The organism is Streptomyces sp. CRCS-T-1 (assembly GCF_024442335.1).
Taxonomy (GTDB): Bacteria; Actinomycetota; Actinomycetes; order Streptomycetales; family Streptomycetaceae; genus Streptomyces; species Streptomyces koelreuteriae.
Genome location: NZ_CP101651.1, coordinates 6,934,220 through 6,956,438 on the forward strand (window position 1 = coordinate 6,934,220; position 22,219 = coordinate 6,956,438).

Sequence of the window (22,219 nt, forward strand, 5' to 3'; positions counted from 1 at the left end):
TTAGACTCGGCCATTGGCACCCATGTGTCCTGCACACGGCCCATCGCGGAGTCTCGGAGTCGGTGACGGGGACCTTCAGTTAGCCAATCGGAAGCACGGGAAGAGATGTCGGCACCCAATAAGTCGTACGACCCGGTCGAGGTCGAGACACTGAAACCGGAAGAGATCGAGCGCATGCGGGACGAGGCGCTCGCCGCCTTCGCCGCCGCGGACTCCCTCGACGCACTCCAGGAGGCCAAGGTCGCCCACACCGGCGGCACCTCCCCGCTGGCCCTCGCCAACCGCGAGATCGGCGCCCTGCCCCCGCACGCCAAGGCGGAGGCCGGCAAGCGCGTCGGCCAGGCACGCGGCGCCGTGAACAAGGGCCTCGCCGCCCGCCAGGCCGAACTCGAGGCCGAGCGGGACACCCGCGTGCTCGTCGAGGAGGCCGTGGACGTCACGCTGCCCCACGACCGGGTACCGGCCGGCGCCCGGCACCCGCTCACCACGCTGTCGGAGCGCATCGAGGACATCTTCGTGGCCATGGGCTACGAGGTCGCCGAGGGCCCCGAGGTCGAGGCCGAGTGGTTCAACTTCGACGCCCTGAACATCGGCCCGGACCACCCGGCCCGCGGCGAGCAGGACACCTTCTTCGTCAAGGGCGCCAAGGGCGGCACCGAGTCCGGTGTCGTGCTGCGCACCCACACCTCGCCCGTACAGATCCGCTCCCTGCTCGACCGCGAGCTGCCGGTCTATGTGATCTGTCCCGGTGTCGTCTACCGCACCGACGAGCTGGACGCCACGCACACGCCCGTCTTCCGCCAGGTCGAACTGCTCGCGATCGACGAGGGCCTCACCATGGCCGACCTCAAGGGCACCCTGGACCACATGGTCCAGTCGCTGTTCGGCGAGGGCATGAAGACCCGGCTGCGGCCGAACTTCTTCCCCTTCACCGAGCCGTCCGCCGAGATGGACATGGTCTGCTACGTGTGCCGCGGCGCCTCCGTCGGCAACCCCGACCGGTCCTGCCGCACCTGCTCGTCCGAGGGCTGGATCGAGCTGGGCGGCTGCGGCATGGTCAACCCGCGCGTGCTGCGGGCCTGCGGTGTCGACCCGGAGAAGTACAGCGGCTTCGCCTTCGGGTTCGGCATCGAACGGATGCTGATGTTCCGCCACAACGTCGAAGACATGCGAGACATGGTCGAGGGTGACGTCCGGTTCACCCGGCCGTTCGGGATGGAGATCTGATGCGGGTCCCGCTTTCTTGGCTGCGGGAGTACGTCGACCTGCCGGAGACGGAGACCGGTCGTGACGTGCAGGCCAAGCTGATTTCGGCCGGTCTGGAGGTCGAGACCGTCGAGCAGCTCGGCGCCGACCTCAAGGGTCCCCTGGCCGTGGGCCGGGTGGCGACCATCGAGGAGCTGACGGAGTTCAAGAAGCCGATCCGCTTCTGCACCGTCGACGTCGGCCAGGCCAACGGAACCGGCGAACTCCAGGAGATCGTCTGCGGCGCCCGCAACTTCGCCGTCGGCGACAAGGTCGTCGTCGCGCTGCCCGGCGCTGTCCTGCCCGGTGACTTCCAGATCGCCGAGCGCAAGACCTACGGCAAGATGTCGCGCGGCATGATCTGCTCCAGCGACGAGCTGAGCATGGGCGACGACGGCACCAAGGGCATCATCGTGCTGCCGCCGGAGACCGAGGTCGGCAAGGACGCCGTCGAGCTGCTGGAGCTGGTCGACGAGGTCCTGGACATCGCCGTCACCGCCAACCGCGGCGACTGCCTGTCCATCCGCGGCGTCGCCCGCGAGGCCGCCATCGCCTACGGTCTGCCGCTGCGCGACCCGGCCCTGCTCGACGTGCCCGGCCCGAACGCGTACGGCTACCCGGTCCAGGTCTCGGACCCCACCGGCTGCGACCGCTTCACGGCCCGCACGGTGGCCGGTCTGAGCGCCGAGGCCCGGTCCCCGATCTGGCTGCGGCGCCGGCTGCAGAAGGTCGGCATGCGCCCGATCTCGCTCGCCGTCGACGTCACCAACTACGTGATGATGGAGCTCGGCCAGCCGCTGCACGCCTACGACCGCGGTCTGGTCCAGGGCACCATCGGCGTGCGCCGCGCCGAGCAGGGCGAGAAGCTCACCACCCTCGACGGTGTCGAGCGCACGCTGGGCGCCGAGGACCTGGTGATCACCGACGACCGCGGCCCGATCGGGCTCGCGGGTGTCATGGGCGGCGCCAACACGGAGATCGCCGACCACGACGACGTGGAGAACGCCACGGCCGACGTCGTCATCGAGGCCGCGCACTTCGACTCGGTGTCCATCGCGCGTACGGCCCGCCGCCACAGGCTGTCCTCCGAGGCGTCCCGGCGCTTCGAGCGGGGCGTCGACCCGCAGGCCGCGGCCGCTGCCGCGCAGCGCACCGTCGACCTGCTGGTCCTGCTCGCGGGCGGCACCGCCGAGGCCGGTGTCACCGAGGTCCAAGCCCCGACCGCGCCGCACACCATCACCGTCCCGGCCGACCACCCGGACAAGGTCGCGGGCGTCGTGTACGGCCGCGAGACCGTCGTGCGCCGCCTCCAGCAGGTCGGCTGCGACGTGTACGGCCAGGACGAGCTGATCGTCACCGTGCCGTCCTGGCGGCCCGACCTCACCGCCCCGAACGACCTGGCCGAAGAGGTCATCCGGCTGGAGGGCTACGAGAACCTGCCCTCCACGCTGCCCAGGCCGCCGGCCGGCCGTGGCCTGACCCACCGGCAGCGGCTGCACCGCCGCGTCGGCCGGGCCCTGGCCGGGGCCGGGTACGTCGAGGCGCCGAACTACCCGTTCATCAGCGAGCAGGTCTTCGACCGGCTCGGCCTGGAATCCGACGACCCGGCCCGCCGTGTCGTGAGGCTCAGCAACCCGCTGAGCGACGAGGAGCCCGCGCTGCGCACCTCGCTGCTGCCGGGGCTGCTGGGTGCCCTGCGGCGCAACGACGGCCGGGGCTCGCACGACCTCGCGCTGTTCGAGACCGGCCTGGTCTTCCAGCCGCGCGAGGAGCAGCCCGTCGCCGTCCGGCTGCCCGTCGACCGCCGGCCGACCGACGAGGAGATCGCCGAGCTGAACGCCGCGCTGCCCGTGCAGCCGCGGCACGCCGCCGTCGTCCTCGCCGGTGCCCGCGAGCAGGCCGGCTGGTGGGGCAAGGGCCGTCCGGCCGACTGGGCCGACGCCGTCGAGTCCGCGCGGACCGTCGCCCGCGAGGCGGGCGCCGAGCTGATCATCCGCAAGGGCCAGTACGGGCCGTGGCACCCGGGCCGGTGCGCCGAGCTGGCGATCACCGTGGACGGTGCCGAGCGGGTCGTCGGTCACGCGGGGGAGTTGCACCCGCGCGTCGTCAAGGCGCTGGGACTGCCCGCGCGTACCTGCGCGATGGAGATCGACCTGGACGCGGTGGAGAAGGCCGGCGACGCCGCGCTGACGGCACCCCGGATCTCCGCGTTCCCCGTGGCCACGCAGGATGTCGCCCTGGTGGTCGACGCGGTGGTTCCGGCGGCGGAGGTCGAGGAGGCCCTGCGCGCCGGTGCCGGGGAGCTGCTGGAGTCGATCCGGCTGTTCGATGTGTACGAGAACCCCGAGCAGTTGGGTGAGGGGCGGAAGTCCCTCGCGTACGCGCTGCGGTTCCGGGCGGCCGACCGGACGCTGACGGTGGACGAGGCGTCGGCGGCCCGGGACGCGGCCGTGGCGCTTGCCGGTGAGCAGGTGGGAGCCGAGTTGCGGAGCTAGCTCCGGATCACCCATCCGGGTGGTAAAGGCAGGTAATCCTGCCCTTTCCGGCTCCCTGTCGACAGAATCGGACCGGCCCACTTGGGCCGGTCCGATTCTGTGTGTCAGGGCCTAATTGGGGGGCCATCGGCATGATCCGCTTCAAGGGTCGGGTGCGCAGCCTCGGTCTGCCCGGTGCAGTGCTCCTCTTCGCGGTCGGTACCGGGGTGATCCTTCGCGCGCGGCGGACGCTGATGCGTGAGCTGCGGCAACTGCGCCGGGTCGCGGCCGCCGCGCAGAACGCGGTGCTGCGGCCGCTGCCCCCGCGTATCGGCGGGCTCGACGTCGCCGCCGCCCAGGTGTCGGCGGAGCATGGCGCCGCGATCGGCGGTGACCTGTACGAGGTCCTCGCCACCGAGCACGGCGTCCGGGCCGTGATGGGCGACGTACGCGGGCACGGCATCGGCGCGTTCGGGACCGTCGCCGCCGTGCTCGGCTGCTTCCGCGACGCCGCGTACGACGAGGCGGACCTCGGCGGGGTGCTGCGCCGGCTGGAACGCGCCCTGGACCGCCATCTGCGCCAGGAGCATCCGGGAAGCGTCGCCGAGGAGTTCGTGACCCTGCTCCTGGTGGAGATCCGCGCCGGCGGCGAGATGGTCGCGCTGAACTGCGGGCACCCGTGGCCGTACCGGCTGAGCGGTACCCGCGTCGAACAGCTCGCCCCCGCCGACCCGTACCCGCCCCTCGGCGTCTTTCCCCTGCCGGCCGTTCCGGCGACCGTCGCTCTCGGTCATCTCCCGCCCGGGGACGCGCTGTTCCTCTACACGGACGGTGCTCAGGACGCGAGGGACGCCCATGGCCGGTTCTTCCCCCTGCCGTTCGTGCTGGCGAGCGTCGCACGGGAGGAGCCGCTCGCACCCCAGGCGGTACTGCGCGGTGTCCAGAGCGCGCTGGTCGACCACTCCCAGGGCACCCCGGCCGACGACATCGCCCTGCTGGTCCTGAGGAACGAGGGGTTCATGCCCCCAGGGGTGCGGGGACCTGCGCGAACCACCACCACGCACCCGCAGCCGACAACGCACCTCTGACCCACCGGCGATGACTCGCCCGGCCGGCCGGCGATGCCGTCCGCCCCGCCACGGAGTGTCGGGCAGGCGGCCGGGCGGACGGCGGAAGCGGGCCGCCGCACTGTACGAGGGGGAGCCGGCGGCCCGGCCGGCCTCTTGCGAGGCATTTCAGTCAACCGGCCGGCGACTCTGCGCGACAGCGCGCGCACAGCGCGGATTCGAGCACTCCGTTCACACCCCGTGTGAAGACGGAACCACTAATCTGGCCGCACCGAGCCACCGGGGGGCCCACATGCAGCCCAACACTCTGCTCGACGCGATCCTGGACGAAGCCGGGGTCTCGCACGCGGGGCTGGCCGCACACGTCAACCAGGCGGGACGGGCACGGGGCCTGTCCCTGAGGTACGAACACACCGCCGTCGCCCGGTGGTTGAAGGGGCAGCGCCCCAGGGGCCAGGTGCCCGACCTGATCTGCGAGGTGCTCGCCGCCCGGCTCGGACGGCACGTCACCCTCGACGACATCGGTCTCGGCCTGCCCGGCGAGCCGGCCGCCCCGCACACCGGCTCGCTGTCCGGGTTCGTCGAGCGGGCCACCGCCTTGTGGCGCTCCGACCAGCAGCAGCGCCCGCACATCCTGGGCGCGCCCGCGCTCACCGGTACGCCCGCCGTGATGCCGGTGTGGGAGTGGGAGAACCCGCCCGAGGACGTCGACGTCTCCCGCGGCGGCAGACACCGTGTCACCGCGGGCGACCTGGAGATGCTGCGCTCGGCCCGGACCCACTACGAGCAGATGTACCGCAAGGCCGGGGGCATCGCGACCCGGGCCCGCATCGTCGGCTTCCTCAACGCCGAGGCCGCCCCGCTGCTGCGCGGCAGCTACACCGACGAGACGGGGCGTCAACTGCACCGTGCGACGGGCGGCTTGGTGGCCGTCGCCGGGATCTGTGCCTACGACTCCGACGCCCACGGCCTCGCGCAGCGCTACTTCCACCAGGCGCTGCGCCTCGCGAAGGCCAGCGGGGACCGGGGGCTCGGGGCGTATGTGATCGCCCTGCTCGTCAACCAGTCGCTGTTCATGCGGGAGTACCGGCAGTCCGTCGCCTTCGCGGAGGCCGCGCTGCGGGCCGCCGGCAAGCAGATCACCCCGGCGCTCTCCTCCGACCTGTACGCGATGCAGGCCAAGGCGTACGCGCATCTCGGCGACGGCACCAGCGCGCTGTCCTGCATCCGGCGGGCCGAGCAGTCCGCCGAGCGGATCCGGCGCGGGTACGAGCCCGACGAGACGGGCTATGTCCAGCCGGGGCTCGTCAATGTCCAGGTGGCGGAGGCGCTGCTCAGTCTCGGGGAGCTCGCGGCCGCCGGGGAGCATGCCGCCGCCGCCGTCGACAACCCGGCGCACGACCGCGGCCGGGTGCACCGGCTGGCGATGCTGAGCACCATCGAACTGCGGCAGGGCAATGCCGACAAGGCGGTGGTGATCGCCGTGCAGATGGCCGAGCAGGCCCGCGGCATGGAGTCCCAGCGGCTCCGGGACCGGCTGCGCGCGGTGCGTGAGCATCTGGTGCGCAGCGGTGGCGCGGGCACGGCCGAGGCCGCCGAACTCATCGACGGGGCGCTGCGCGTACCGTTGTAGATCCGGGGCAGCGGCGTCCGCGTCATACCGAGCGACGTCCTGTGCGCCTGCTGTCCGTACGTCCCTGCTGCGATATTGCCACTTACTCGACGGAAGGTGGCAGAACCGTGCAGTGGACGAAACACAACGAACAAACTGTGTACTCAAATCGCTGGTTCAGCGTCAATCTCGCGGATGTCGAACTACCGGACGGCCGGCACCTCGACCACTTCCTCATACGGCTGCGGCCGGTGGCGGTGGCCACGGTGGTGAACGAGGCCAACGAGGTGCTGCTGCTCTGGCGGCACCGCTTCATCACGGACAGCTGGGGGTGGGAACTCGCGGCGGGCGTCGTCGAGGACGGCGAGGACATCGCCCGCGCGGCCGCCAGGGAACTGGAGGAGGAGACCGGCTGGCGGCCGGGACCGCTGCACCATCTCATGAGCGTGGAGCCGTCCAACGGGCTCACCGACGCCCGGCACCATGTGTACTGGGCCGACGAGGGCGAGTACGTCGGGCACCCCGTGGACGACTTCGAGTCGGACCGCCGGGAATGGGTTCCCCTCAAGCTCGTCCCCGACATGGTCGCCCGCGGCGAGGTCCCGGCCGCCAACATGGCGGCCGCGTTACTTCTGCTGCACCATCTCAGGCTCGGACAGGACGCGTTGCCCTAGGCCGGCGGGCCTCAGCGTCCCAGTGCCTGCCAGATCGCCAGGACGAGGGCACCCACGGCGGTGAGGGCGGCGACCGCGGGCAGCGGCCAGCGCGTGTGTTCGAGCGTGTGGATCCGGGTGTTGAGCTCGTCGATCTCCTTGGCGGTCTCCTCGGTGCGGTGGCTGAGCAGAGCCAGCCCGCCCTCGACGCGGGCATAGGCCACGTCGAGGCGGCGCCGTAACTCTGCGAGTTCTCCGGATACGACGGGATGCTCGGGATCGGCGGCCACGAGTCCGCTCCTTTCCGTAGTCGTTTCACATCCCTTGCAACGCATCTGGAGTCAACTCGCCTGGTGGGCGCCTGGGGAGAGTGTGCGAGGGGCATATGCGAGCCCGGCGCGCACACGGTGTGTGAATACCGCGGGCCCGGCACCCATTCCGGTGCCGGGCCCGCGACTTGGCCGAAATCTGACCGTCCGTAATCGGCCTCGGGGGGTATCCGGGGCGTATGACGAAGTGGCAGAAGACCGCGGCGTATGCGCTGGCGCTCTACGCGCTGCTGGCCGTGGTGATCCGGTTCTCCGGCGGCGGCCAGGGGTGGGGCACGGCGCTACTGCTCGCTCTCGCGGCCACTCCGCTCGCCCTCTGGATGGGCTGGCTGCGCCGCCGCCTCAACGAGCAGGCCGCGGAATGGGGACGCCGCCGGGTCCGGCCGTGGCCGGAGGAGCGGCGGCGTTGAGGTGGCGGCGTCGGCCGGCCGGTCAGTCGTAGGTGTAGAAGCCCGAGCCCGACTTGCGGCCCAGGCGGCCCGCGTCGACCATGCGCTGGAGCAGCGGGGGAGCGGCGTAAAGGGGCTCCTTGTACTCGTCGTACATCGACTGGGCCACCGACGCGACCGTGTCGAGGCCGATGAGGTCGGAGAGCTTCAGCGGGCCCATCGGGTGGGCGCAGCCCATCTCCATGCCGTTGTCGATGTCCTCGCGGCTCGCGATGCCCGTCTCGAACATGCGGATCGCGGAGAGCAGGTACGGGATCAGCAGCGCGTTGACCACGAAGCCGGAGCGGTCCTGGGCGCGGATCGCGTGCTTGCCCAGGAGCTTCTCGGTGAACTGCTCGGCCCGGCCGATGGTGTCCTCGGACGTGGTGAGCGCCGGGATCAGCTCGACGAGCTTCTGCACCGGGGCCGGGTTGAAGAAGTGGATGCCGATGACCCGGTCGGGCCGGGAGGTCGCCACCGCCAGCTTCACCAGCGGGATGGAGGAGGTGTTGGAGGCCAGGATGGCGTCCGGCCGGGTCACGACCTGGTCGAGGACCTGGAAGATCTCGGTCTTGACGTGCTCGTTCTCGACGACGGCCTCGATCACCAGGTCGCGGTCGGCGAACTCGCCGAGGTCCGTGGTGAAGCTCAGCCGGTCCAGCGTGGCCTCGCGCTCCTCCTCGGTGATCTTGCCGCGCTCCGCTGCCTTGGCCAGGGAGTTGTACAGCCGGGTCCGGCCGATCTCCAGGGCCTCGCCGGTGGTCTCGGCGACCATGACGTCCAGACCGACCCGGGCGCACACCTCGGCGATCCCCGCGCCCATCTGACCGCAGCCCACGACTCCGACGCGTGCAATGTCTCCCGCTGGGGTGTCCGTCACATCGTCCCTTTCGCTGCTGATCCACGTCCGGGCAGGTGCTCCGTGGTCGGGTGCCTGCTCCGTTCGAGCACGTTACTCCCAAGTATCGATGATCGATCGCGGGGGTCGGCTCAGAGTCGGGCATTCTGGGCCCGGAGCGATCCGCGACCGGGCGGATCCGCGGCATTTTGGGGCATGCGGATGGGACGAGTGTCACGCAGGGCGTTCGCGGTGGCGGCGCTGTCGGCTTTCACGATGGTGCCTCCGGCGTCGGCCGCGCCCAAGGGGGACGTGGAGTGGGACGGCAAGGGAGGTGACAGGGCGGCTGCCGCCATGCGGGGCGTATGGCTGGCGACCGTGGCCAACCGCGACTGGCCGTCCAAGCCGGGGCTGAGCGCCTCGAAGCAGCGCGCCGAGCTGCGGGGGCACCTCGACATGGCGGTCCGTAGGCGGCTCAACACGGTGTTCTTCCAGGTCAGGCCGACGGCGGACGCACTGTGGCCCTCGCCGTACGAGCCGTGGTCGCAGTACCTCACCGGCACCCAGGGCAAGGACCCGGGCTGGGACCCGCTGGGCACGGCCGTCGAGGAGGCCCACGCCCGGGGTCTGCAGCTGCACGCCTGGTTCAACCCGTACCGGGTCGCCACGCACGCCGACCCGTCCCGGCTCGCCGCCTCGCACCCCGCGCGCCGGAACCCGGACTGGGTGGTGACGTACGGCGGGAAGCTCTACTACAACCCGGGGCTGCCCGAGGTCCGGGCCTTCGTGCAGGACGCGATGCTCGACGCGGTGCGGAAGTACCCCGTGGACGGCGTCCACTTCGACGACTACTTCTACCCGTACCCGGTGGCCGGCCAGCGCTTCGACGACGACGCGGCCTACGCCGAGTACGGCGGCGGCTTCCCGAGCCGGGCGGCGTGGCGGCGGGACAACATCAACAAGCTGGTGCGGGAGACGGCGGCCCGCATCAAGAAGGTCAGGCCGAGCGCCCGCTTCGGCATCAGCCCCTTCGGCGTGTGGCGCAACGCCGCCACGGACAAGCGCGGCTCGGACACCCGCGCCGGCGTGCAGACCTACGACGATCTGCACGCGGACACCCGCAAGTGGGTGCGCGAGAGCTGGATCGACTACATCGTCCCGCAGCTCTACTGGAACATCGGCTTCGCCGCCGCCGACTACGCGAAGCTGGTGCCCTGGTGGGCGGAGGTCGCGCGCGGCACCTCGACGCAGCTCTACGTGGGGGAGGCGCTGTACAAGGCCGGTGACCCGGCGCAGCCCGCGGCCTGGCAGAACCCGGCCGAGCTGTCCCGGCACCTGGCGCTGGCCGAGGACTACGCACAGGTGCGCGGACACGTCTTCTTCGCCGCCAAGGACGTGGCGACCGATCGGATCGGGGCGATGGCGAAAGTGGTCTCCGACCACTACGAGTAGGGGCGACCACTACGAGTAGGGGCGACCACTACGAGTAGGGGCCGCCCACGGGCCGCGTCACGGCCCGGTGGTGGTCTCCCGGTGCCGGATCTCGGTGTCGGGTCCCGGTGAGCACACTCCCTCGTGCCCGTCCTCGAACCGGACGCGGTACGGGGGATTGCCCTCCTGGCCTAGCACTTCGACGATCTCGCCGACCTTGTCGTGCTGACCGACCACCCTGCCGTGCTGGACAAGCTGGTCGCCCACGGTTGCGCGCATCTGGGGCCTCCTCACGAGGTGCGGAGCAGCGGTCCGTGGCCTTCGAGTCTACGGCTGGGGGCGCTGCTCGGCAGGGTGCCGGGCGCGCCCCGTTCAGCCGCGCGCCCGCTGTGTGACGGCGATGCAGACCAGCACCGCCGCTGCCGTCAGCGGGGCGGCCACCGGCAGGTGCTCGCCCAGCAGCAGCACCGACCACACCAGTGTGAGCAGGGGCTGGGCGAGCTGCAACTGGCTCGCCTTCGGGATGCCGATGGCCGCCATGCCCCGGTACCAGACGACCAGGCCGACGAACTGCGAGCCGACCGCGACCCACAGCAGCCCGATGACGCTGTGCGCGGTCAGGTGCACGGGTTCCTGCGCCAGGGCGAGCGCGGCGACGGGCACGGTCAGGGGCAGGCACAGCACCAGCGCCCAGCCGATGACGTGCCAGCCCGGCATGACCCGGGCCAGCCGGCCGCCCTCGGTGTAGCCGGCCGCGCACACCAGCAGCGCGCCGAAGAGGTACAGGTCGGCCGTGCTCAGGGCGCCGCCGCTCTGCTGCACGGTGAAGGCCAGCACCGCCGCAGCTCCCACGAGGGCCGCCGTCCAGAAGGTGCGCGAGGGCCGGGTGCCGACGCGCAGGGCGGAGCAGAGGGCGGTGGTGAGGGGGAGCAGGCCGACCACGACGGCGGCGTGCGCGGTGGTCGAGGTCTGCAGCGCCAGCGTGGTCAGCAGCGGGAAGCCGAGCACCACCCCGCCCCCGACGACCGCGAGACCCGGCCAGTGCCGTCGGTCGGGCAGCGGCACCCGCAGGGCCAGCAGACAGCCGCCCGCGATCACCGCGGCCAGGACACTCCGGACGGCGACCAGCGACCAGGGCCCGAAGCCCTCAAGACCCCAGGCGGTGGCGGGGAACGTGAGGGAGAAGGCGATGACGCCGAGGGCGGCCTGGAGGGTGCCGAGGCCGGAGCGGTCCCGGTCCGCGGCGACTGCTATCCGGGGTGCGGTAGTAGCGCTACTCTGTACTCTCATGCAAGAGCGTAGCAGCGTCGCTGAACTGTCGGAACAGCTCCGGAGGGAGCTCAACCGCTACTCTCCCGGTGGAAAGCTGCCGTCGAGCCGGGCCCTCGTCGAGCGGTTCCGGGTGAGCCCCGTGACCGTGTCCCGGGCCTTGGCGCAGCTCGCCGCCGAGGGGCTGGTGGTCACCCGGCCCGGCGCGGGCGCGTTCCGCGCCGAGGCCCGGACGGCACCGGCGCCCGCCGGGGACACCTCCTGGCAGGAGGTCGCGCTCAGCGCGGACGGCGCCCCCGACCTCGTCCCGCGCTCGGTGGACGCCTCCGGGGTGCTGGCGACGCTGGCCACCCCGCCGCCGGGCGTGATCGAGTTCACCGGCGGCTATCTGCACCCGTCGCTGCAGCCGGAGCGGGCGATGGCCGCCGCCCTCTCGCGCGCCGGACGGCGTCCCGGTGCCTGGGGGCGCCCGCCCATGGAAGGGCTGCCCGAGCTGCGCGAGTGGTTCGCGCGCGGCATCGGCGGGTCCCTCACCGCCGCCGAGGTGCTGATCACCGCGGGCGGACAGTCCGCGCTCACCACCGCCCTGCGCGCCCTCGCCCCGCCCGGCGCCCCCGTGCTGGTCGAGTCGCCGACCTACCCCGGCATGCTCGCCATCGCCCGGGCCGCGGGCCTGCGCCCGGTGCCCGTCCCGGTGGACGCCGACGGTGTGAGGCCGGCGCTGCTCGCCGACGCCTTCCGGGCCAGCGGCGCCCCGGTCTTCGTCTGCCAGCCCCTCTTCCAGAACCCCACCGGCGCCTCGCTCGCGCCCGGGCGGCGCCACGAGGTGCTGCGCATCGCCCGGGAGGCGGGCGCGTTCGTCGTCGAGGACGACTTCGTCCGGCGGCTCGTGCACGAGGACGCCGGGCCGCTGCCGCGCCCGCTGGCCGCAGACGACCCCGACGGCGTCGTCGTCCATGTCTGCTCGCTGACCAAGGCGACCTCGCCGAGCTTCCGGGTCAGCGCCCTGGCCGCGCGCGGTCCGGTCCTGGAGCGGCTGCGCGCCATCCAGGTCGTCGACACCTTCTTCGTGCCCCGGCCCCTTCAGGAGGCCGCGCTGGAACTCGTCGGCTCGCCCGCCTGGCCGCGTCATCTGCGGTCCGTCTCCGCCGAGTTGAAGGCCCGCCGGGACGCGATGACCACCGCGCTCGCACTGCACCTGCCGGAACTCGCCCTGCCGCACGTCCCGTCCGGCGGCTACCACCTGTGGCCGCGGCTGCCCGACGGAGTGGAGGAGTCCGCCCTGACCGCCGCGGCCCTGCGCGCGGGCGTCGCGATCACCCCCGGCCGCCCCTACTTCAGCGCCGAGCCGCCGGCCGCGCACGTCCGGCTGAGCTTCGCGGCGGTCGCGGGGACCGGGGAGCTCGCGGAGGGCGTACGGCGGCTGCGTACGGCCTGCGACGAGGTGCTGGGATAAGGGTTCGACGCGTGCGCGGTGGCCTGCGAGCATCCCGTCATGACCGACACGCCGAGCCTGCCCGAGGGCTACGAGATCTCCACCGACCCCGCCCGCCTCGACGCCGAGCGCGTCCACCACTGGCTGTCCACCGACGCGTACTGGGCGCTGGGCCGGACCCGCGAGAAGCAGGACCGGGCGATCGAGGGCTCGCTCAACTTCGGCGTGTACGAGACGGTCTCGGGGGAGCAGGTCGCCTACGCCCGGGTCATCACGGACCGGGCCACCTTCGCATGGCTGTGCGATGTGTACGTGGACCCCTCGATGCGCGGCAAGGGCATGGGCACCGCGTTCCTGACGGCCGTACGGGACGAGGTGCGGCGGTTCGGGGTGCGTCGGGTCCTGCTCGCCACGCACGACGCGCACGGCGTCTACGAGAAGCTGGGGTTCGCGGAGTTGGAGCACCCCGAGCACTGGATGGCGCTCCTCTTCGGCCAGTGAGGGCCGGGGCACCCTGGGTAACTCCCAGGTAACACCTCTTGACCTGCGCACTTGCGGCACCCACGATCGCCGCATGCCACTTCGGGTCACATTCGTCGCCGCAGCACGCAGCTCCTCGCTGCTCGCCGAGAGATTCGAGGACGACCGGCCGCTGGACCAGGCCGGCTGGGGAGAGGTGGAGCACGCCGCCCAGGGCCTGCTGCCGCTGGCCGCGGCCGAGCTGCGCTACTGCTCGCCGACCCCGCGCAGCCGTGCGACGGGGGAGGGGCTCGGGTACGCGCCGCTGGTGCAGCTCGCCCTGCGGGACTGCGACATGGGCCGCTGGCGCGGGCTGACCCTGGGCGAGGCGATGGCCCGGGAGCCGGAGGCCGTGGACGCCTGGCTCGCCGACCCGCGTGCCACACCGCACGGCGGTGAGTCGCTGATGGACTTCATCACCCGGGTCGGCGGCTGGCTCGACACCCGGCCCGTCGACGACGGCTGCCGTGTCGTGGCGGTGGCCGAGCCGTCCGTGATCCGTGCCGCCCTGGTCTACGCCCTGAAGGCGCCGCCCTCGACGTACTGGAACATCGACGTCCGCCCGCTGTCGACGACCGCCGTGACGGGCCGGGGCGGGCGCTGGCACCTGCGCTTCGACGGGGCGTCCGCTCAGCCCTCGCGCGCGTAGTCGGTGCGCAAGACCAGGTCCTTGGCCGGGCCGCGCACCCGCCACACCGTCCGCCAGTGGTCCGCGTCCAGGACCGTGAACTCGCCGCGGTAGAGGTCCGCCGAGCAGGGGTGGTCGGCGACATACCGCCCGGACGTCAGATCCAGGTCGTGGAACGGCCGTCCGTCGGCGAACCGCACGTCCGCGGTGCCGTCCGGGCCCGGCAGGAACCGCAGCATCCGCTCGGCGGGCCGGGCGACGCCCTGCCAGACGAAGGTGCCGGACTCGTGGTGCAGCAGGCCGCCGGCCGCCTCCGCGCGGAACTCGGTGGTTCCGGCGAACTCCCCTTCCGCGCCGCTCGCGAGATCCCGCACCGACCGCGTCACGCCCCAGCGTCCGGCCAGATACGCCACTGCGTCCGGCACTGGCCAGAACTCGCCCATTCCGTCCCGCTCTCCGTCCCAACCGTTGCTGCGCGACCCATTGACGCGCCACAGCCCCCTCCCTATCTTGCCGTTCGAAGTGCTGATCAATGTCTGATATTTCGAACACTCCTCTACCAGAGAGCCGCGGAGTATCCATGCCAAGCACCGCCCGCACCCGATGGAGAGTCGGTCTCACGACCACCGCCCTCCTGACGGCAGCAGCCCTCGTACCGGCCCCCGCGCACGCCGAGGACGTCACCGACTACGCGATCACCGTCGACCCCTCCGCCCAGGGCGCGGCGATCGACGACACGATGTACGGCGTCTTCTTCGAGGACATCAACCGGGCCGCCGACGGCGGTCTGTACGCCGAGCTCGTGCAGAACCGGTCCTTCGAGTACTCCACCGCCGACAACGGCTCCTACACGCCCCTGACCTCCTGGGCGGTCGGCGGCACGGCCGAGGTCGTGAACGACTCGGGCCGCCTCAACGCGCGCAACCGCAACTACCTCTCCCTGGGCGCCGGTTCGTCCGTCACGAACGCCGGCTACAACACCGGCATCCGGGTCGACCAGGGCAAGCGGTACGACTTCTCGGTGTGGGCCCGGGCCGAGAGCGGCAGCACGCTCACCGTCTCGCTGAAGGACACCGCGGGCACGCTGGCCACCGCACGCCAGGTCGCCGTGAAGGGCGGCTGGGCCAAGTACAAGGCGACCTTCACCGCGACCCGCACCAGCAACCGGGGCCGCCTCGCCGTGGCCTCGACGAACGCCGCCGCGCTCGACGAGGCGTCGCTGTTCCCGCGCGAGACGTACAAGAACCAGCCGAACGGCCTGCGCAAGGACCTCGCCGAGAAGATCGCCGCCCTCAAGCCGGGCTTCGTGCGCTTCCCCGGCGGCTGCCTGGTCAACACCGGCTCCATGGAGGACTACAGCGAGGCCTCGAACTGGCAGCGCAAGCGCAGCTACCAGTGGAAGGACACCATCGGCCCGGTCGAGGAGCGCGCCACCAACTCCAACTTCTGGGGCTACAACCAGAGCTACGGCCTCGGCTACTACGAGTACTTCCGTCTCTCCGAGGACATCGGCGCCATGCCGCTGCCCGTCGTCCCGGCCCTGGTCACGGGCTGCGGACAGAACAAGGCCACCGACGACGACGCCCTGCTCAAGCGGCACATCCAGGACACCCTCGACCTCATCGAGTTCGCCAACGGACCGGCGACCTCCACATGGGGCAAGGCGCGCGCCAAGATGGGCCACCCCAAGCCCTTCCACCTCACCCACATCGGGGTCGGCAACGAGGAGAACCTCCCCAAGGAGTTCTTCGCCCGCTTCCAGCAGTTCCGGGCCGCCATCGCGGCCAAGTACCCGGACATCACCGTCATCTCCAACTCGGGCCCGGACGACGCCGGCACGACCTTCGACACCGCCTGGCAGCTCAACCGCGAGGGCAAGGTCGACATGGTCGACGAGCACTACTACAACAGCCCCAACTGGTTCCTGCAGAACAACGACCGCTACGACTCCTACGACCGCAAGGGCCCCAAGGTCTTCCTCGGCGAGTACGCCTCCCAGGGCAACGCCTGGAAGAACGGCCTCTCCGAAGCCGCGTACATGACCGGCCTGGAGCGCAACGCGGACATCGTCAAGCTCGCGTCGTACGCCCCGCTGCTCGCCAACGAGGACTACGTCCAGTGGCGGCCCGACATGATCTGGTTCAACAACCGGGCCTCCTGGAACTCGGCCAACTACGAGGTCCAGAAGCTGTTCATGACCAACGTCGGCGACCGCGTGGTCCCGTCGAAGGCCACCACCACACCCGACGTCAGCGGCCCCATCACCGGCGCCGTCGGCCTGTCCACCTGGGCCACCAGCGCCGCGTACGACGACGTGAAGGTCACCTCGGCGGACGGCTCCACCCTGCTGAGCGACGACTTCTCGGGCGACGCCTCGAAGTGGACGGGCAGCGGCCGCGGCAGCTGGAGCATCCAGGACGGGAGTTACGTCCAGACCGACGCCGCGACCGAGAACACCATGGTCACGGCGGGCGATCCGGCCTGGAAGGACTACGACCTGCATGTGAAGGCCACCAAGAAGTCCGGCAAGGAGGGCTTCCTGGTCGCCTTCGGCGTCAAGGACACCGGCAACTACTACTGGTGGAACCTGGGCGGCTGGAACAACACCCAGTCCGCGATCGAGCAGGCCGTGGACGGCGGCAAGGGCACGCTGATGACGAAGGCGGGCTCGATCGAGACCGGCCGTGCCTACGACATCGACATCAAGGTGCGCGGCCGCCAGGTCACCCTGTTCCTCGACGGCAAGGAGTGGGGCAGCTTCACCGACGACAAGCCGGCCGAGCCGTTCCGCCAGGTCGTCACCAAGGACGCCAAGACCGGTGACCTGATCGTCAAGGTCGTCAACGCCCAGTCCGCCGAGGCCCGTACGGCCGTCGACCTGGGCGGGGCGAAGGTCGCCTCCACCGCCCGCGTCACCACCCTGGCCGCCGAGCCGGACGCGGTGAACACCGAGACGGACACACCGGTGACGCCCGTGACATCCACCGCCAGGGGTGTCTCCGGGAAGTTCACGTACACCTTCCCGGCGGACTCCGTCACGTTCCTGAGGATCAAGCAGAGGTAGCACCCGTCGGCGTGGGCCGCTGTCCCCCGGGCAGCGGCCCACGCCCGGCCCTCACCTGCCGGGCCGGCCACCTGCCGGCCCGGTCATTCGGCGGGGGCCCATCCCCGGACGGTCGGCAGCACCTTCTCGGCGACCCGCAGCAGCACCGCGTCGTCCGGCACCGTCCCGTCCGCGCGCCACAGCGTCACATCCAGGGAACCGCCGCCGTCCTTCGCGTCCCGGGCCACGGTGAGCGCCCGCGCCGGGACACCGGGGCCGCTCTCGCTGTCACTCCCGTCGAGGCGGAAGCGGATGCTGATGGTGCGGTCCGAGTAGAGGACCGCCGGACGCCCCAGCATCGTCCGCTGCCGCGCCTCCTCCCCGAGCGACGCCGCGGACCCGGCCACCGGACGGCCGTCGTAGGTCGCCGCCAGCGTCACCGTGTAGGTCTCGAACTCGACCTGCGCCGAGGGCGTGGCGATCTTCCCGAAGGAGCTGTCGCTGCCGCTCGCGGTCTTCGCGGTCTCGGCGGGGGTGCCCAGCAGAGCCCCGAGGTCGGAACGGTTCAGCGCCTCGCACAGCTCGGCTCCGGAGAGGTTCCTGCCCTTCGGCGGCTCGGTCTCCCCGTCGGAACAGGTGGCGGGTCGAGGCTCGGCGGTCCCGGTGGCCCCGGCCATCTCGTTCTGCGCCCACAGACCGGCGCCGAGCGCCCCCGTCACCAGCACCGCCGCGAGCGCCTGCCCCCATGCTCTGGCGCCGCTGATGTGCGTGCCGCCTTCTTCGGTCATGTCCCCCACCCGCCAAGATCCCCCGATAAGTGCCGAGGGACCTTAACCTGTGGTCATGGTCCCGACAAAGCGGGTTTCCGGGACCGCCGGACAGGGCCCGCTGGCCACCTCGGGGATTGCATAAACGTGCAGAGAAACGTATAGTCATGCCCTCTAAGGAGGAGGTTCCATGGCGGTACGTGCGGCAGTGGCCGGAGCGAGTGGATACGCGGGCGGGGAACTGCTGCGTCTGCTGCTGGCCCACCCCGAGGTGGAGATCGGCGCCCTCACCGGCAACTCCAACGCGGGGCAGAAACTCGGTGCGCTCCAACCGCACCTGCTGCCCCTGGCGGGGCGAGTGCTCCAGGAGACCACCCCCGAGGTCCTCGCCGGTCACGACGTCGTCTTCCTCGCTCTGCCGCACGGGCAGTCCGCCGCCGTCGCCGAGCAACTGGGCCCGGACGTGCTGGTGGTCGACATGGGCGCGGACTTCCGGCTGACGGACGCCGCCGCCTGGGAGAAGTTCTACGGCTCGCCGCACGCCGGAACCTGGCCCTACGGCCTTCCCGAACTGCCGGGTGCCCGCACTGTGCTGGAGGGGTCCAAGCGCATCGCGGTGCCCGGTTGCTACCCGACCGCCGTCTCCCTGGCCCTCTTCCCGGCCTACGCCGCCGGGCTCGCCGGGAACGAGGCCGTGATCGTCGCCGCCTCCGGCACGTCCGGCGCGGGCAAGGCGCCCAAGCCGCATCTGCTGGGCAGCGAGGTCATGGGGTCGATGACCCCGTACGGCGTCGGCGGCGGGCACCGGCACACGCCCGAGATCACCCAGAACCTCAGCGCGGCCGCCGGTGAGCCGGTCACCGTGTCCTTCACGCCCACCCTGGCGCCGATGCCGCGCGGCATCCTCGCCACCTGCAGCGCCGCCGCGCGGGAGGGCGTCACGGCCGAGTCCGTGCGCGCCGCCTACGAGAAGGCCTACGCCGACGAGCCCTTCGTGTATCTGCTCCCCGAGGGGCAGTGGCCCGCCACGGCGTCCGTCTACGGTTCCAACGCCGTTCAGGTGCAGGTCGCGTACGACGCGGCCGCCGGACGGATCATCGTGATCAGCGCCATCGACAATCTCACCAAGGGCACCGCGGGCGGTGCCGTCCAGAGCATGAACATCGCCCTCGGTCTCGACGAGGCCACGGGACTGACGACGATCGGAGTCGCGCCGTGAGTGTGACGGCAGCACAGGGGTTCACGGCGGCCGGGATCGCCGCCGGGATCAAGGAGAACGGCAACCCCGACCTGGCCCTCGTGGTCAACACCGGCCCTCGCCGCGCCGCCGCCGGCGTCTTCACCTCCAACCGTGTGAAGGCCGCGCCGGTCCTGTGGTCCGAGCAGGTGCTGAAGAGCGGCCAGGTGTCCACCGTCGTCCTCAACTCCGGTGGCGCCAACGCCTGTACGGGTCCGAAGGGCTTCCAGGACGCGCACGCCACGGCCGAGAAGGTGGCCGAGGTGCTCGGCCGGGGCGCCATCGAGGTCGCCGTCTGCTCGACCGGACTCATCGGCCTCCTCCTGCCGATGGACAAGCTGCTCCCGGGCGTCGAGACAGCGGCATCCCAGCTCTCCGAGCACGGCGGTGAGAAGGCCGCGATCGCCATCAAGACCACCGACACCGTCCACAAGACGTCCGTCGTGACCAGGGACGGCTGGACCGTCGGCGGCATGGCCAAGGGCGCGGGCATGCTCGCCCCCGGCCTCGCCACCATGCTCGTCGTCCTCACCACCGACGCGGACCTGGACGACGAGGTCCTGGACAAGGCCCTGCGCGCGGCCACCCGGACGACCTTCGACCGGGTCGACTCCGACGGCTGCATGTCCACCAACGACACCGTGCTGCTGCTCGCCTCCGGCTCCGCCGGCGTGACCCCCGGGTACGAGGAGTTCGCCGAGGCCGTACGGCAGGTCTGCGACGACCTCGGCCAGCAGCTCATCCGGGACGCCGAGGGAGCCAGCAAGGACATCAAGGTCGAGGTCATCAACGCCGCGACCGAGGACGACGCCGTCGAGGTGGGCCGCTCCATCGCCCGCAACAACCTCCTCAAGTGCGCCATCCACGGCGAGGACCCCAACTGGGGCCGCGTGCTCTCCGCGATCGGCACGACGTCCGCCGCCTTCGAGCCGGACCGGCTCAACGTGGCCATCAACGGCGTCTGGGTGTGCAAGAACGGCGGCGTCGGCGAGGACCGCGACAAGGTCGACATGCGCTACCGCGAGGTCCACATCGTCGCCGACCTGGCCGCGGGCTCCGAGACCGCCACCATCTGGACCAACGACCTCACCGCCGACTACGTCCACGAGAACAGCGCCTACTCCTCATGAGCGTCACGCGTAAGCACACCGCCCTGCCCAAGGCGCAGATCCTCATCGAGGCGCTGCCGTGGCTGGTCCGGCACAACGGCAAGACCGTCGTCATCAAGTTCGGCGGCAACGCCATGGTCGACGAGGACCTGAAGGCCGCCTTCGCCCAGGACGTGGTGTTCCTGCACCACGCCGGACTCAAGCCCGTCGTCGTGCACGGCGGCGGCCCGCAGATCAGCGCCGCCCTCGACCAGCACGGCATCGTCAGCGAGTTCAAGGCGGGCCTGAGGGTCACCACCGAGGACGCCATGGACGTCGTCCGCATGGTGCTGGCCGGTCAGGTCCAGCGGGAGCTGGTCGGGCTGCTCAACGAGCACGGCCCGCTGGCCGTCGGCCTCACCGGCGAGGACGCCCACACCATCTCCGCCACCAAGCACCAGCCCGAGATCGACGGCGAACTCGTCGACATCGGCCGGGTCGGCGAGATCACCGCGATCGACACGGGCGCCATCGAGGCCCTGCTCGCCGACGGCCGGATCCCGGTCGTCTCCTCGATCGCCCGCTCCCAGGACGATGGACATGTCTACAACGTCAATGCTGATACGGCGGCTGCGGCACTCGCTGCTGCACTGGGCGCCGAAACCCTCATGGTCCTCACGGACGTCGAGGGACTCTACGAGGACTGGCCGAACAGCGACGAGGTGATCAGCCGCCTCACCGCCTCCGAACTGGAGCGGCTGCTGCCCGACCTGTCCTCCGGCATGGTGCCGAAGATGGAGGGCTGTCTGCACGCCGTACGGGGCGGCGTCACCACCGCCCGCGTCATCGACGGCCGGGTCCAGCACTCGATCCTGCTGGAGATCTTCACCGACGAGGGCATCGGCACGATGGTCGTGCCCGACGAGACGCCCGAGGGACCGGGCGAACAGGGGGAGTCATGAGCAATGAGGAACTGACCACGCGGTGGCAGGGCGCCCTCATGAACAACTACGGCACCCCGCTGCTGCCCCTGACGCGCGGCGAGGGCAGCCGCGTGTGGGACACCGAGGGCAACTCCTACCTCGACTTCGTCGGCGGCATCGCGACCAATGCCCTCGGCCACGCCCACCCGGCGATCGTCGAGGCCGTGAGCCGGCAGATCGGCTCCCTCGGCCACGTCTCCAACTTCTTCATGGCCGAACCCACCGTCGCCCTCGCCGAGCGGCTGCTCCGGCTCTTCGGCCGGGACGGCAGGGTCTTCTTCTGCAACTCCGGCGCCGAGGCCAACGAGGCCGCCTTCAAGATCGGCCGGCTGACCGGGCGGACCCATGTGGTGGCCACCGAGGGCGCCTTCCACGGACGGACCATGGGCGCCCTGGCGATGACCGGCCAGCCCGGCAAGCGCGAACCGTTCCTGCCGCTGCCCGGCGATGTCACCCACGTCCCCTTCGGCGACGCGCAGGCACTGGCCGCCGCGGTCACCGAGGAGACCGCGCTCGTCATCATCGAGCCGATCCAGGGCGAGCTCGGCGTCGTCGTCCCGCCCGCCGGCTACCTCAAGGCCGCCCGCGCCATCACCGCCTCGACCGGGGCGCTCCTCGTCCTCGACGAGGTGCAGACCGGCGTCGGCCGGACCGGGCACTGGTTCGAGTACCAGGCCCACGAGGGTGTCCTGCCCGACATCGTCACCCTCGCCAAGCAGCTCGGCGGCGGGCTGCCGCTGGGCGCGACCGTCGCCTTCGGACGGGCCGCGGGGCTGCTCCAGCCCGGGCACCACGGCACGACGTTCGGCGGCAACCCCGTCGCCTGCGCGGCCGGGCTCGCCGTCCTCGACACCATCGAGAACGAGGGGTTGCTGGAGAACGTCAAGCGGCAGAGCGCGACATTGCGGGACGGGATCGAAGGCCTCGGCCACGAGTTGATCGATTTTGTCCGGGGCGCGGGCCTACTCCTGGGTATCGTGCTCACCGAGCCTCTCGCGGCGCAGGTGCGCCAGGCGGCTCAGGAGGCCGGATTCCTGGTGAACGTGCCCGCCCCGGACGTCGTCAGGCTGATGCCGCCGCTGAACCTCGGCGACGACGAGGTGGACGCCTTCCTCGGGGCGCTGCCCGGCATCCTCCAGGCAGTGCGCGGGGACGGACGATCCGGAGAATGAG

The 22,219-nt window shown here is 71.5% G+C and carries 21 protein-coding genes; 15 read left to right on the top strand and 6 right to left on the bottom strand.

Annotated features, from left to right (window positions below; genetic code table 11):
• The first annotated feature begins 105 nt into the window (after nucleotides 1-105).
• From pheS to NNW99_RS31440, 5 genes are all read left to right on the top strand, one after another.
• Nucleotides 106-1,227: a phenylalanine--tRNA ligase subunit alpha gene (gene pheS, locus NNW99_RS31420; RefSeq protein ID WP_215122533.1), complete on the top strand. Its 1,122-nt coding sequence runs from the start codon at nucleotides 106-108 to the stop codon at nucleotides 1,225-1,227.
• The gene (gene pheT / locus NNW99_RS31425) at nucleotides 1,227-3,740 is read left to right on the top strand and encodes a phenylalanine--tRNA ligase subunit beta (protein ID WP_215122534.1); all 2,514 of its coding nucleotides are present in this window, start codon (nucleotides 1,227-1,229) and stop codon (nucleotides 3,738-3,740) included. Before pheS ends, pheT begins: the two co-directional genes overlap by 1 nt.
• 131 nt (nucleotides 3,741-3,871) lie before the next feature.
• Nucleotides 3,872-4,807, top strand: a complete 936-nt coding sequence (locus NNW99_RS31430) for a PP2C family protein-serine/threonine phosphatase (protein ID WP_215122535.1) — start codon at nucleotides 3,872-3,874, stop codon at nucleotides 4,805-4,807.
• A 271-nt stretch (nucleotides 4,808-5,078) separates the two neighbouring features.
• Nucleotides 5,079-6,419, top strand: a complete 1,341-nt coding sequence (locus NNW99_RS31435) for a transcriptional regulator (RefSeq protein WP_215122536.1) — start codon at nucleotides 5,079-5,081, stop codon at nucleotides 6,417-6,419.
• A 107-nt stretch (nucleotides 6,420-6,526) separates the two neighbouring features.
• Entirely contained in the window at nucleotides 6,527-7,072 is a 546-nt protein-coding gene (locus tag NNW99_RS31440) for an NUDIX hydrolase (protein WP_189726532.1), read from the top strand.
• 11 nt (nucleotides 7,073-7,083) lie between these two features.
• Here NNW99_RS31440 and NNW99_RS31445 read toward each other — a convergent pair whose 3' ends face one another.
• Nucleotides 7,084-7,341, bottom strand: a complete 258-nt coding sequence (locus NNW99_RS31445; protein ID WP_215122537.1) for a hypothetical protein — start codon at nucleotides 7,339-7,341, stop codon at nucleotides 7,084-7,086.
• 218 nt (nucleotides 7,342-7,559) lie between these two features.
• On the opposite strand from NNW99_RS31445, the gene NNW99_RS31450 reads away from it, so the two are divergent.
• Nucleotides 7,560-7,790: a hypothetical protein gene (locus NNW99_RS31450; protein WP_215122538.1), complete on the top strand. Its 231-nt coding sequence runs from the start codon at nucleotides 7,560-7,562 to the stop codon at nucleotides 7,788-7,790.
• Between the two features lie 22 nt (nucleotides 7,791-7,812).
• Here NNW99_RS31450 and NNW99_RS31455 read toward each other — a convergent pair whose 3' ends face one another.
• The gene (locus NNW99_RS31455) at nucleotides 7,813-8,688 is read right to left on the bottom strand and encodes a 3-hydroxybutyryl-CoA dehydrogenase (protein WP_215122539.1); all 876 of its coding nucleotides are present in this window, start codon (nucleotides 8,686-8,688) and stop codon (nucleotides 7,813-7,815) included.
• Nucleotides 8,689-8,868: 180 nt separating this feature from the next.
• Here NNW99_RS31455 and NNW99_RS31460 point away from each other — a divergent pair, with 180 nt between their 5' ends.
• Nucleotides 8,869-10,098 (top strand): glycoside hydrolase family 10 protein, encoded by a 1,230-nt coding sequence (locus NNW99_RS31460; protein WP_215122540.1) that lies wholly within the window; start codon nucleotides 8,869-8,871, stop codon nucleotides 10,096-10,098.
• 57 nt (nucleotides 10,099-10,155) lie between these two features.
• Here the strand turns inward: NNW99_RS31460 and NNW99_RS31465 are convergent, their stop codons facing one another.
• Together NNW99_RS31465 and NNW99_RS31470 are read right to left on the bottom strand one after the other, a co-directional pair.
• Nucleotides 10,156-10,356 carry a DUF1918 domain-containing protein gene (locus NNW99_RS31465; RefSeq protein WP_010045242.1) on the bottom strand — a complete coding sequence of 67 codons (201 nt, stop codon included), beginning with the start codon at nucleotides 10,354-10,356 and terminating at the stop codon, nucleotides 10,156-10,158.
• 93 nt (nucleotides 10,357-10,449) lie between these two features.
• Nucleotides 10,450-11,367, bottom strand: a complete 918-nt coding sequence (locus NNW99_RS31470; protein WP_215122541.1) for a DMT family transporter — start codon at nucleotides 11,365-11,367, stop codon at nucleotides 10,450-10,452.
• On the opposite strand from NNW99_RS31470, the gene NNW99_RS31475 reads away from it, so the two are divergent.
• The 3 genes from NNW99_RS31475 (at nucleotide 11,366) to NNW99_RS31485 (ending at nucleotide 13,949) form a co-directional block, all read left to right on the top strand.
• On the top strand, nucleotides 11,366-12,802 hold the full coding sequence (locus NNW99_RS31475) for a PLP-dependent aminotransferase family protein (RefSeq protein WP_215122542.1): 1,437 nt from the start codon (nucleotides 11,366-11,368) through the stop codon (nucleotides 12,800-12,802). The genes NNW99_RS31470 and NNW99_RS31475 overlap by 2 nt on opposite strands.
• Before the next feature lie 39 nt (nucleotides 12,803-12,841).
• The gene (locus NNW99_RS31480; RefSeq protein WP_215122543.1) at nucleotides 12,842-13,282 is read left to right on the top strand and encodes a GNAT family N-acetyltransferase; all 441 of its coding nucleotides are present in this window, start codon (nucleotides 12,842-12,844) and stop codon (nucleotides 13,280-13,282) included.
• Nucleotides 13,283-13,355: 73 nt separating this feature from the next.
• Nucleotides 13,356-13,949, top strand: coding sequence for a histidine phosphatase family protein (locus tag NNW99_RS31485; RefSeq protein ID WP_215122544.1), 594 nt, complete (start codon nucleotides 13,356-13,358; stop codon nucleotides 13,947-13,949).
• On the opposite strand, the gene NNW99_RS31490 is transcribed toward NNW99_RS31485, so the two are convergent.
• Entirely contained in the window at nucleotides 13,931-14,371 is a 441-nt protein-coding gene (locus NNW99_RS31490; protein ID WP_215122545.1) for a DUF6314 family protein, read from the bottom strand. The two genes, NNW99_RS31485 and NNW99_RS31490, sit on opposite strands and share 19 nt — an antisense overlap.
• 137 nt (nucleotides 14,372-14,508) lie before the next feature.
• Here NNW99_RS31490 and NNW99_RS31495 point away from each other — a divergent pair, with 137 nt between their 5' ends.
• The gene (locus NNW99_RS31495; protein ID WP_215122546.1) at nucleotides 14,509-16,992 is read left to right on the top strand and encodes an alpha-L-arabinofuranosidase C-terminal domain-containing protein; all 2,484 of its coding nucleotides are present in this window, start codon (nucleotides 14,509-14,511) and stop codon (nucleotides 16,990-16,992) included.
• An 83-nt stretch (nucleotides 16,993-17,075) separates the two neighbouring features.
• Here NNW99_RS31495 and NNW99_RS31500 read toward each other — a convergent pair whose 3' ends face one another.
• On the bottom strand, nucleotides 17,076-17,759 hold the full coding sequence (locus tag NNW99_RS31500; RefSeq protein WP_215122547.1) for a DUF6215 domain-containing protein: 684 nt from the start codon (nucleotides 17,757-17,759) through the stop codon (nucleotides 17,076-17,078).
• Between the two features lie 169 nt (nucleotides 17,760-17,928).
• On the opposite strand from NNW99_RS31500, the gene argC reads away from it, so the two are divergent.
• The 4 genes from argC to NNW99_RS31520 are packed head-to-tail and all read left to right on the top strand — an operon-like array spanning nucleotide 17,929 to nucleotide 22,218.
• On the top strand, nucleotides 17,929-18,957 hold the full coding sequence (gene argC / locus NNW99_RS31505; RefSeq protein ID WP_215122548.1) for an N-acetyl-gamma-glutamyl-phosphate reductase: 1,029 nt from the start codon (nucleotides 17,929-17,931) through the stop codon (nucleotides 18,955-18,957).
• Complete coding sequence (gene argJ, locus NNW99_RS31510) at nucleotides 18,954-20,105, top strand: bifunctional glutamate N-acetyltransferase/amino-acid acetyltransferase ArgJ (RefSeq protein WP_215122549.1); 1,152 nt, start codon at nucleotides 18,954-18,956, stop codon at nucleotides 20,103-20,105. Before argC ends, argJ begins: the two co-directional genes overlap by 4 nt.
• Nucleotides 20,102-21,025, top strand: coding sequence for an acetylglutamate kinase (argB, locus tag NNW99_RS31515; RefSeq protein ID WP_215122550.1), 924 nt, complete (start codon nucleotides 20,102-20,104; stop codon nucleotides 21,023-21,025). Before argJ ends, argB begins: the two co-directional genes overlap by 4 nt.
• Nucleotides 21,022-22,218 carry an acetylornithine transaminase gene (locus NNW99_RS31520; protein WP_215122551.1) on the top strand — a complete coding sequence of 399 codons (1,197 nt, stop codon included), beginning with the start codon at nucleotides 21,022-21,024 and terminating at the stop codon, nucleotides 22,216-22,218. The genes argB and NNW99_RS31520 overlap by 4 nt, the downstream gene beginning before the upstream one ends.
• Nucleotide 22,219 lies beyond the last annotated feature (1 nt).

Excerpts from the sequence above, each read along its gene's own strand:
- pheS (WP_215122533.1), top strand. The coding sequence starts at position 106 with ATGTCGGCACCCAATAAGTCGTACGACCCGGTCGAGGTCGAGACACTG.
- pheT (WP_215122534.1), top strand. The coding sequence starts at position 1,227 with ATGCGGGTCCCGCTTTCTTGGCTGCGGGAGTACGTCGACCTGCCGGAG.
- NNW99_RS31430 (WP_215122535.1), top strand. The coding sequence starts at position 3,872 with ATGATCCGCTTCAAGGGTCGGGTGCGCAGCCTCGGTCTGCCCGGTGCA.
- NNW99_RS31435 (WP_215122536.1), top strand. The coding sequence starts at position 5,079 with ATGCAGCCCAACACTCTGCTCGACGCGATCCTGGACGAAGCCGGGGTC.
- NNW99_RS31450 (WP_215122538.1), top strand. The coding sequence starts at position 7,560 with ATGACGAAGTGGCAGAAGACCGCGGCGTATGCGCTGGCGCTCTACGCG.
- NNW99_RS31460 (WP_215122540.1), top strand. The coding sequence starts at position 8,869 with ATGGGACGAGTGTCACGCAGGGCGTTCGCGGTGGCGGCGCTGTCGGCT.
- NNW99_RS31465 (WP_010045242.1), bottom strand. The coding sequence starts at position 10,356 with ATGCGCGCAACCGTGGGCGACCAGCTTGTCCAGCACGGCAGGGTGGTC.
- NNW99_RS31475 (WP_215122542.1), top strand. The coding sequence starts at position 11,366 with ATGCAAGAGCGTAGCAGCGTCGCTGAACTGTCGGAACAGCTCCGGAGG.
- NNW99_RS31470 (WP_215122541.1), bottom strand. The coding sequence starts at position 11,367 with ATGAGAGTACAGAGTAGCGCTACTACCGCACCCCGGATAGCAGTCGCC.
- NNW99_RS31480 (WP_215122543.1), top strand. The coding sequence starts at position 12,842 with ATGACCGACACGCCGAGCCTGCCCGAGGGCTACGAGATCTCCACCGAC.
- NNW99_RS31485 (WP_215122544.1), top strand. The coding sequence starts at position 13,356 with ATGCCACTTCGGGTCACATTCGTCGCCGCAGCACGCAGCTCCTCGCTG.
- NNW99_RS31490 (WP_215122545.1), bottom strand. The coding sequence starts at position 14,371 with ATGGGCGAGTTCTGGCCAGTGCCGGACGCAGTGGCGTATCTGGCCGGA.
- NNW99_RS31495 (WP_215122546.1), top strand. The coding sequence starts at position 14,509 with ATGCCAAGCACCGCCCGCACCCGATGGAGAGTCGGTCTCACGACCACC.
- NNW99_RS31500 (WP_215122547.1), bottom strand. The coding sequence starts at position 17,759 with ATGACCGAAGAAGGCGGCACGCACATCAGCGGCGCCAGAGCATGGGGG.
- argC (WP_215122548.1), top strand. The coding sequence starts at position 17,929 with ATGGCGGTACGTGCGGCAGTGGCCGGAGCGAGTGGATACGCGGGCGGG.
- argB (WP_215122550.1), top strand. The coding sequence starts at position 20,102 with ATGAGCGTCACGCGTAAGCACACCGCCCTGCCCAAGGCGCAGATCCTC.
- NNW99_RS31520 (WP_215122551.1), top strand. The coding sequence starts at position 21,022 with ATGAGCAATGAGGAACTGACCACGCGGTGGCAGGGCGCCCTCATGAAC.